This is a genomic window from Microvirga tunisiensis (assembly GCF_009296175.1).
Taxonomy (GTDB): domain Bacteria; phylum Pseudomonadota; class Alphaproteobacteria; order Rhizobiales; family Beijerinckiaceae; genus Microvirga; species Microvirga tunisiensis.
The window spans coordinates 1-9,512 of the sequence record NZ_VOSK01000246.1; the positions used below are offsets into that span (position 1 = coordinate 1).

The window sequence follows — 9,512 nt, forward strand, 5'->3', positions numbered from 1 at the left end:
GCAAACGCGCCGCTCTCATCCGCCAAGCAGAACGCCTGGAGGTGGTGAGGACATGCCTGAAATCCGGTCAACTTTGCCAGCAAGGCTCGTACAGCCAATCTCAGATGGGGCGCCGTGAATTAACCGGGTTAGCTAAGTCGTAGGTGTCTGGTAGCGGAACGTTAATTGGACGCACAACGGGCGGCTTCGAGATGGCTTCAGGATGACTGAGATGCAGAACTCATCGGATCCGACTTCTCGTCGGATGCTCTAGCAAAGACCAAAGACAATCATCATCAGGCTGCGAAGATCAAGCGCCCAAAGATCCAACACATTGGGGCTCATGCACCGAGGAGGCCGCTGCCTTTTGGACAGCAGAGCCTTTGAAAACGAAATGTGTCTAGGCCGATTGTGCCGCGGTGAGTGCAGCAACTACCACGCCAGCTCTGGAAACGCCTGTTGCACAGAGCCAGCAACTCATTCTACTCGATTTTACCGGCCATAGACATCTTCGACGCGAATGATGTCATCCTCACCGGTATAGCTGCCCACCTGCACCTCAATCAGTTCCAGCGGAATGCGACCCGGATTGGTAAGGCGATGAACGGCGCCAATGGGGATATAGACCGATTCATTCTCGTGCAAGATCACCATATCCTGGTTCACGACTACCTCGGCGGTGCCTCGCACCACCACCCAGTGCTCGGCCCGATGGTGATGCTTCTGCAGCGAGAGACGACCGCCGGGTTTGACCATAATGCGTTTCACCTGGAAGCGGGAGCCCCGGTCAATCCGCTGATACCAGCCCCAGGGACGATACATCCGCAGATGTTCGGTGGCTTCCGGTACCTGCTTGGCCTTCATCGAGACCACTAAATCCTTCACCAGTTCAGAGCGATTGCGTGAGGTTACCAGCACCGCATCAGGTTTGGCGACAACAACAACATCTTCCAGACCAACTACCGTGGTGAGAATGTCGTCGCTGTGAATGAGGCTATTCCGAGCCTCCAGGACCTCCACGTTACCACGAACCGCATTGCCGTCGTGATCCCGCGGCGACGCATCCCAGAGAGCTCCCCAAGTGCCAATGTCAGACCAGGAAAACGAGACTGGCAGCACTCCTGCCCGTTCGGTCCGCTCCATGACGGCGTAGTCGATGGAGGTCTTAGGCGCTTGCTTAAAGGCCTCCTCGTCCAAACGGATGAAGTCGAGGTCGATGGTGGCGCGCTCAAGAGCATCTCTAGCGGCGGCCAAGATTGCCGGCTGGAAGCGTTCCAGTTCCTCGATCATGACATCGGCCCGGAACAGGAAGTTGCCGCTGTTCCACAAGAAGCCTTGATCGATGTAAGTTAGTGCGGTTTCGGCATTGGGCTTTTCGACAAAACGATCAACCCGATTGGCATCGGTGCCTTTGATGGCTTTTCCAGGCTGGATGTAGCCATAGCTGGTTGCTGGATACTGCGGCACGACACCTAGGGTCATGATATGCCCTTGGCGGGCCGGCTCGATGGCCGCCTGGCAGGCTGTCACAAAGGCATCGACATCCTCTACGACATGATCAGCTGCAATCACAAGGACGATCGCCTCGGGGTAAACCCGCGCTGCATGACAGGCGGCAACCGCAATGGCGGCCGCTGAGTCTCGCTGAATGGGCTCAAGGATGATGTCGGCCTGCACCCCGATCTGCGCTAGCTGCTCAGCCACGATGAATCGAACATCATTGCTAGAAATGATAGCTGGACGCTGAAACACCTGCGGCGCCGTGACGCGCTGAATTGCCGTCTGAAATGTCGAGTGCTGGCCGATGAGGTCGATGAACTGCTTCGGCATACTGTCTCGAGAAGCTGGCCACAGCCGTGTACCGGAGCCTCCACACATTACCACCGGTAGGATCTGAATGCTGCCCTCACTCATCGCAGGCCCTTCTCCTTCTAACTGTCGCCTCGTAACCACCGCCTCGTTTGCCGTCAACTCATCCATAATGGTTTCAGCACCTTTGGATTGTGGCTACTCTGTTTCTGCTCTCAGACCGCGCCTGCTTCGCCCCGCAGTCCGCAGGTAAGTCAACGAGACTGCCGCTCCGCAAGCTACGTAAACAGATGCGGCAGACCGCAATAGTGGCATTCCATCGTCGTGCTGCTGGCTTCAGTAGGGCTAAGGCTCTAGGAACATCTCAATTATATGTTATTTTATAATAACTTCGCGTACTTATAACGTGACGCTCTGATCTTCCCTCCTCAAAGCTTTGCACAGAAAGGTTCATCCGGTTCCTAGATTTTTGGAGATGCAGATATACTGGGTCGAAGGCTCCTCGGCCAACTGAGAGGCCATTGATCACAGCTCCCATTTACATCGATCGGAAGGCTGATACTGACAAATGTGCGGAGAAGTGACCGCCACGTTCAGAGCTAACAGCTCTAATGACAACATGGATTAAGTAAGACTTAACGATAACTACAAGATAAATGAGGCTTCCAATAGTATGACTATTCGGATGGATAGGCAACCCACCAACTATCGAAGGCAAGTACCAACGCGGGTTGTCCTCCACTATTGGGGAACTCGTGGAGGAGGCTCACTTTTCACTCTTTTCTTGGCTCAGCACCTAAAGGCAGCACAGCAGCCCATCGATGTGGTGCTTTCACTCTCAGATTCTAATGCCGATATTCAGCTTTTCAGAGCAGAAGATATCAACGTCATCACCTTTGACCGCCCAAGACTTTCGACTTTGTTGCGTGAAATGTGGGCACTTCCATTCCGGCTGCGTGCCCATGCTGATTTACTAGTCTCACTAAAACCGGATGTCGTTGTTTTTACGATGAATTCTCCATTTGCATGGCCGTTCATCTATAGCTTGAAGAGAAGAGGATTAAAAATCATCTACGTAACGCATGATGCAGAACCGCATCCGGGTGATTACGCGGCGACTTGGCAGCGACTGACTCAGGACGTGCTTATTAGGCGCGCAGACCATATCGTTGCTCTGTCAGGTCATGTTTTGAAGCGGGTCGCAGAAAAGTACTCAACACCTAAAGGCAGAACTTCGCTAATTCCCCTCGAAACGATTTACCCGATTAAGCGCACTCACTTGTCTAGCTGGCGCTTCTCCAATGAGCCAACACGCCTTCTATTTTATGGTCGGCTCCTTCCATATAAAGGCTTAAACTTGCTCTCCGAAGCTCTAAAGCCATTCAAGTTTCAGCCTGGTTGGCAGCTTACAATTGCAGGTTCTGGACCACTTGAAGCAACGATCAGAAGAGACTTCGCTGATTGGCCCCAGGTCAATTTGGAGCTAGGATGGATCAGCAACCAACGGACCAACGAGCTCTTCTCAAGCCATCACTTGTTGCTCTGTCCATATACCGAAGCTAGCCAGTCAGGAGTGATTGCCGAGGCTCTCTCCTGGGCGTTGCCGAGTCTCGTGATGCCTACAGGAGCTCTACCGGAGCAGATTGGATTTGGAGCCGCCGGTCTCATCGCACGAACGGCGGATGCCCATGGCCTCAGCCAAGCTTTACAGACGGTTTTTGACAAGCCGGAGGACCTTGTGAACCTTTCGCATGGGGCAGCGAAACTGCTGGCCGAGCGAGGGGCTAACCAAGGGTGGATAGAGCTTGTAAAGGAAATAGGCGATGTGTGACTTGGGTTTCCAGACTTGACTGACAAATCTCTTCTGCGGAGGAGCGTCACATGTATCTGTAATTGACTGGATCGGCTGAAGATATGGCAGCCCTCCAGCGGTCACAGCTGCCTCGAGGTGTTGGTTCGAACCTCCTGCACGTAGTACGTACGACTCCATGAGATCCTCTGGTTCGCGACGAAACATCGGCAGTGTTCTTCGGTCTCGACTCATAGGCTTTGGGCAGCAGCACTGCACGGGAGGAGCAGCCTATCGAGCTAACGCTTCGTATGTCATTGATAATGCATGGGTCATCATACCCATCCGATCCAGTGAATAGGCTGTGCGCGCCGCTTAGAGCAAACAGGTGTATCGAACACTCAGTCACTTTACCTTTCCTGACGCATGCTCATGTGCGATTGATGAATATTGAGATGCCAAGAAAGAATCCCAAACGAAACTGGAACTCACCACCTCGGCCCCTTTTGAACGTTAATTCCAAAGTTACGGACGTTCTGGAAGATTGTGCATGAAAGATGAAGTAGTTGTGATTGGCGCCGGAGGGCACGCAAAGGTCTGCGTTGAGTTGCTTCAGGCAATGGGGCACCGTATTGCCTACTGTGTCGGTAGTGCAGATAGCTCGGACCACTGCGTTGGCGTGCCGGTTCTCAAAGGAGATGAAAACCTTAAGAAATTGCGTCAAGCAGGGTATCAGAGACTGTTTGTAGCAATAGGCTCAAATGCAATCAGAGTGCGATTGGCCTCTCTTGCTCTTGAGCAAGGCTACCAACTAGTAAATGCAATCAGCCCTCATGCCAGTATTTCACCGACAGCTCGGCTCGGGGTCGGAATTGCAATAATGGCTGGCGCAGTCATCAATGCGGAAACAAGAATCGCTGATCTCGCAATCATCAACACTGGCGCTACCATAGACCACGACTGTGAAATACGGACAGGAGTTCATATTGCGCCTCAATGCTGCTTAGCCGGAAACGTCGTCGTTGGAAGAATGAGCCTTCTAGGCATTGGGTGCAAGGTCATCCCGGAGATTAAGATTGGAGATGAGGTGACTGTAGGTGCTGGCGGAGTAGTAGTTGCTAGCCTTCCCAATAGGACAACCGCTGTTGGAGTACCTGTGCGAATTATTAAGCAATTGCCGGATGTCTAAATTCCGGACGTACGGTCCGGCTTGATGCATTCCAAAAGTGTTGTGGGTCATTACGAAACTGGCTGTGAAATGCTTTCGCTAATAGTTCGATGCGACAAAGGCAGAAAGCCTGAGCTGCTCTAATCTAAGCGTTCTCGAGTTCTAAAAAGTCCGCCCGCTACAACGAGCGGACTTGATCAGAACACCAGTCTTCAAGATGCGACCGAGAAAGCCGGTGAACAGCCCTTGTCCAATCCGCGGGCATTCGTCGTAGGATTCCGGCTTCAAGGATTAGAGCAGAAAGCAGATCAGAGCAGGAGCGTGTCCTTCGCGAACGAGATGTACGTGCCTGCCGACCCAAAGCCCACGATGTCAGCCTGGCCATCACCGTTTACGTCGGCCAGATCGCGAGGATAGAGACTGTTGCTTGCCCAGCCACCAGCTCCCGCTGAAAACGCTGGGAGTGCAAAAGATGGTGTGAGGAATGAGCCATTACTACTGGCTAACGCTACATAGACCCCGGCTTCACTAAAGGCGACAATGTCAGCCCGGCCATCCCCATTTACATCCCCAAGTTTACGCAAGTAGCGACCGTTGCTGGACCAACCACCAGCGGCCGCGGAGGCGCCAAATGCTGCCAGCGTCAGAGTTGGACCTGCAAATGAGCCTCCCCCCGTTGCCAACGCCACATAGACCCCGTCCTCACCGAAGCCCACAATGTCGGCGCGCCCATCCCCGTTTACATCCGCCAATTGACGCGGGTAGCGATCGTTGCTGGCCCAGCCACCCGAGGCCGCCGACGCGCCAAAGCCGGCAGAGGCCAACCTCATGCCGCCAAAGGTACCATCCGCCTGGGCCAGTGACACCAGCACACCATCTTCACCAAAGCCCAAGATGTCAGTACGCCCATCACCATTCACGTCCGCCAGCTGGCGCGGGTACCGATCATTACTGGCCCAGCCGCCGGCTGAGGCTGAGGAGCCAAAGCCTGCCAAGGCCAGGGACATTCCGGCGAAAGTACCACCCGGCGTGGCCAAGGACACCAAGGCACCAGCCTCACCGAAGCCCACGATGTCGGTGCGCCCATCCCCGTTTACATCCGCCAACTGGCGTGGGTAGCGATCGTTGCTGGTCCATCCGCCGGCGGTTGACGATGACCCAAAGCCAGCGAGCGCTATGGCAGAATAATTGAAATAGCTGCCGCCCTTCGCAAGTTTGGCGAGAAAGTTTGCATCGCTGAACGAGTAGGTCACATCGGCAAACATGAACTGCTCGATGTTTGAGATGAACTCAGTTCCATCAGTACCGAGCTGATCGATAACAATGATGGATTGACTATCCCTCCACATGAGGTCGTAGCGGTCGAAGTGGCCCAGGAAAACAGCCGCATCAAATCCCGCGCCGCCATCTAATATATCGCTACCTCCGCCGCCGACTAGGACATCGTCGCCATCACCACCATCGATGAAGTCGCTTCCAGAATCCCCGCTAAGGCGATCATCTCCGGCCTCACCAAAGATCACATCATTGTTGAAGCTGCCATAGATGGCGTCATTGTCGCCACCACCGTAATGCAGGCCGTTGCCTGGCCCGCCATAGATCAGATCATTGCCTGATCCGCCGTGGACGGTGTCATTACCAACGTCTCCGTAGATGATGTCATCGCCACTTCCGGCATCGAGGTAATCATCGCCGACACCGCCATAGAGAACGTCGTTGCCGTCACCTCCGATGAACGTGTCGTTTCCTACATCTCCGTAGAGCCAATCATCGCCGTTTCCGCCATCCAGACGATCATCCCCCATTCCACCGTAGAGGGTATCTTGGCCATCGTCTCCCGACAGCCGATCGTCGCCGCCGTCACCGTAGATTGCATCGTTTCCGGCCCGGCCGTGAATTTCGTTGGCAGCGACATTGCCGAAAAGCGAATTGTCCAGGCTATTGCCCGCGAGATTGATAGGCGCAGTGCCTCGGGCCTTTAACTCCTCGATCTCACTCGTATCAGTAAGTGAATAGGAGACATTCGTCAGGACGGTGTCATAGCCTGCGCCTGCGGCCTCGGTTGTGAGATCAAGTGGGTCATCGACGAGGTAGGTATCGTTCCCACCTCCTCCGGCTAGGCTATCAACCCCACCGCCGCCATCAAGGGTATCATTGCCAACACTACCAATGATGGTGTTCGAGAACTCATTGCCGGTCAGTGCGAGACCGGCTGCGACAATCGCTCTAAGAACCTCAACTTCGGATCCTTGCGCCAAAGCAAAGTTGATGCTCGATAGAACGATATCGTTGCCCTCGCCGGGCTCCTCAAGCACGCGGTCGTCGAAGTGATTGACGTAATAAGTATCATCCCCGCGGCCTCCGCGTAGGGTATCGCTCCCAAGAGTTCCTTCGAGGGTGTCCGAACCGTCTGTAGCGATCATCGCAATCCTAGCCCCTTGTCTCCTAATCGTACGTGGAGCCTAGACGGCTGCGATTTGAGACTGAGACGTGGGTAGCATAGGACTTTAGCCCGGGCTAGCGGATACGGAGAGGCAGAGAGAGCATAAGGACGGACGGCTTGATCAGGTAAGCTTGAACCAAGGTGTCTTCAGCAGCCTCCTGAGGCACGAATCATTTCGCACAATTGTCCAGTGTGTTGCTCGAATTCTACAGCATCCGATCATGTCGGCAGACATATCATACACAAAGCCGAACGGAGGGCATTGGCGATGTTGCCCGTCGGCAGCATACAGCCACACAGTCATCCGAGCTAATCCTCGGCATGTTCCGCAGATTATATCACACCGTGGCGGTGCCCTTGGTGGCGTCAATAATTGTGCCGTCATTCGCCATCCACGAATAGTTTGCCAAGTTCGTCCCGACCTGAGTGATCGAGCCGACTCCGTTGAAGAAGCTTTAGAGTTGTGTCTTTAGGTTGCGGTCAGACGTCCCGCACCGTCGTTTGGGTGAAGCTATTGCGCAGACTGCCCGCTACGATAATACCGGCACCTGTGCAGCTAAGGAACAGGAGTGGCGCCCAGGGGCGGAATTAAGCCACCGACACTGTCTTAATAGTTTTGTTATGACATATCAATAGTGTACAGACCTATTACTTAACGGGCGCTGAGTTTAGTTAGGGCACTTCGCTCACCTTGAGTTGAACTACCGGTCATGCAACAAAGCAGCGCAACTGGCACGGGGAAAACATGATACGCAGCTTAGCTGGAAGGGTACTTCGAAGGCTCGCGTCTTACGCGCCACCTGCTCCCCTTGCACCACTGCGAACGAAATCCGGACGTTTCACTCGCTCGCTCCAGAGAAAAGTCAGGTGTATGTCAATTGGGGCTGCGGAGCATGGAATAGCACCGTTGATCAACTCCGAGCGAATGGATGGAATGTATGGGGCTATGAGCCTTCGGCCGAAACAGCATCACAGTTCGTAGCAACCGCGAAGGCAGCGCTGCCCACTGCAATCGCCGGGATCTTCTCGAACAATGTCATTGAGCATTTCGTCGATCCTGTTGCGCAGTTCAGGGAATTCCACGCCATCCTGCCGCCTGGCGCCAAAATGGCGCATTCGTCGCCCTGCTACGAGTACCGGTATGAGTTCACCCGGTTCCACACCTACTTCCCCGTCGGCCGTTCCACTGAGGCATTAGCGGAGAGAACGGGGTTCCGGGTCATCGATCGCGTTGAGGACGGCGAGTATATTAACGTCGTTTTCGAGCGTCTGTAATCATGTCGGCTCGCGGTAGCCATGTAGCAGCAGACACCAGATTGAATTCGACTGTCGAGGTAGATGTTAGGGCATAAGTAATAGAAAGGACTTCAATTCTCTTGCAAGCCCGAAATGAGCTTTCACCAGCGTTACCAGAGCAGAACTCCTAGGACAGAACTGGACTAATGATGAAATTTTATGGGCAGTTTGACCCTCCGGTAGATCGGTTCATCTTTGAGCGATACTTTCCGGATCTCGGCACCCAAGGCGTTTTCGTGGAATGTGGCGCTTTTGATGGTCAGACAGAGTGCTCATGCCGCTTCTTCGAAGAGACCATGGGCTGGAAAGGCTATAATCTCGAGCCTGTCCCTTGGATCTATGAGCGACTCACACAGAACCGACCGATGAGCAGCAATCTCAACGTCGGTCTTTCGGACAGAACCGGAACGCAAAGGTTCCAAAGCGTTGTCCACCCCGTTTATGGACGGGACACAACCATCGGAGCGGTTGAGCACTCACCTGCACTCAAAGAGTATCTGATAGCGCAAGGGTGCACATTCGAAGAAATTACGATCAATGTGCTGGCGTGGAATGACTTCATCCACCGGCAAAAGATCTCGCGCATCGATCTTATGGTCCTCGACGTGGAGGGACATGAAGCGTCTGTTCTCGACGGGATGCGTGACAGTGATGTTTTGCCGAGTGTCATGTGTGTCGAGGTTGGGCATTCCGGCTTCGGGATCCTACGAGATATACTCGCAGAGATGGGATACGAATACGATGTGAGTTCGAACGCCAACGCATTCTTTCTGCGCCGCGACGTCTTGCCTTTGTTCGCGTTCAGGAGCGCAGCACAGCCCAAAACTGCGGTAGCCCTCCCAATCCCGGACGAAATTATCTCCCGTGCTGATCTTGATGAACTAATTAGCGAGCGAGACCAGTTATTGATCCGGCTTGGGTGATCTTGAACTACGCGGCATAGCGGAATGGCTGATGCCTGAAGTAGCTTCGGATCCGTTCGGGGAGCTTTGTCAGCCGGCGCATGTGGCTGATCACGGTACGCTTGA

6 protein-coding genes are annotated in these 9,512 nt (G+C 54.0%); 4 read left to right on the forward strand and 2 right to left on the reverse strand.

What is annotated here, in order from left to right; translation table 11 throughout:
• Positions 1-471 precede the first annotated feature (471 nt).
• On the reverse strand, positions 472-1,893 hold the full coding sequence (locus tag FS320_RS31985; protein ID WP_152716474.1) for a mannose-1-phosphate guanylyltransferase/mannose-6-phosphate isomerase: 1,422 nt from the start codon (positions 1,891-1,893) through the stop codon (positions 472-474).
• Between the two features lie 580 nt (positions 1,894-2,473).
• Between FS320_RS31985 and FS320_RS31990 the strand changes: the two genes are divergently transcribed.
• Both FS320_RS31990 and FS320_RS31995 read left to right on the forward strand, forming a co-directional pair.
• The gene (locus tag FS320_RS31990) at positions 2,474-3,619 is read left to right on the forward strand and encodes a glycosyltransferase family 4 protein (RefSeq protein ID WP_162003384.1); all 1,146 of its coding nucleotides are present in this window, start codon (positions 2,474-2,476) and stop codon (positions 3,617-3,619) included.
• A gap of 508 nt (positions 3,620-4,127) precedes the next feature.
• Positions 4,128-4,766: a NeuD/PglB/VioB family sugar acetyltransferase gene (locus FS320_RS31995; RefSeq protein WP_152716476.1), complete on the forward strand. Its 639-nt coding sequence runs from the start codon at positions 4,128-4,130 to the stop codon at positions 4,764-4,766.
• Positions 4,767-5,053: 287 nt separating this feature from the next.
• On the opposite strand, the gene FS320_RS32000 is transcribed toward FS320_RS31995, so the two are convergent.
• Positions 5,054-7,168: an FG-GAP-like repeat-containing protein gene (locus tag FS320_RS32000; RefSeq protein ID WP_152716477.1), complete on the reverse strand. Its 2,115-nt coding sequence runs from the start codon at positions 7,166-7,168 to the stop codon at positions 5,054-5,056.
• 716 nt (positions 7,169-7,884) lie between these two features.
• Here FS320_RS32000 and FS320_RS32005 point away from each other — a divergent pair.
• Entirely contained in the window at positions 7,885-8,463 is a 579-nt protein-coding gene (locus FS320_RS32005; protein WP_152716478.1) for a methyltransferase domain-containing protein, read from the forward strand.
• Between the two features lie 167 nt (positions 8,464-8,630).
• Positions 8,631-9,407: an FkbM family methyltransferase gene (locus FS320_RS32010; RefSeq protein WP_152716479.1), complete on the forward strand. Its 777-nt coding sequence runs from the start codon at positions 8,631-8,633 to the stop codon at positions 9,405-9,407.
• Positions 9,408-9,512 lie beyond the last annotated feature (105 nt).

Bases quoted from the DNA above. Each gene is read 5' to 3' on its own strand.
- FS320_RS31985 (WP_152716474.1), bottom strand. From the start codon at position 1,893: ATGAGTGAGGGCAGCATTCAGATCCTACCGGTGGTAATGTGTGGAGGC.
- FS320_RS31990 (WP_162003384.1), top strand. From the start codon at position 2,474: ATGGATAGGCAACCCACCAACTATCGAAGGCAAGTACCAACGCGGGTT.
- FS320_RS31995 (WP_152716476.1), top strand. From the start codon at position 4,128: ATGAAAGATGAAGTAGTTGTGATTGGCGCCGGAGGGCACGCAAAGGTC.
- FS320_RS32000 (WP_152716477.1), bottom strand. From the start codon at position 7,168: ATGATCGCTACAGACGGTTCGGACACCCTCGAAGGAACTCTTGGGAGC.
- FS320_RS32010 (WP_152716479.1), top strand. From the start codon at position 8,631: ATGATGAAATTTTATGGGCAGTTTGACCCTCCGGTAGATCGGTTCATC.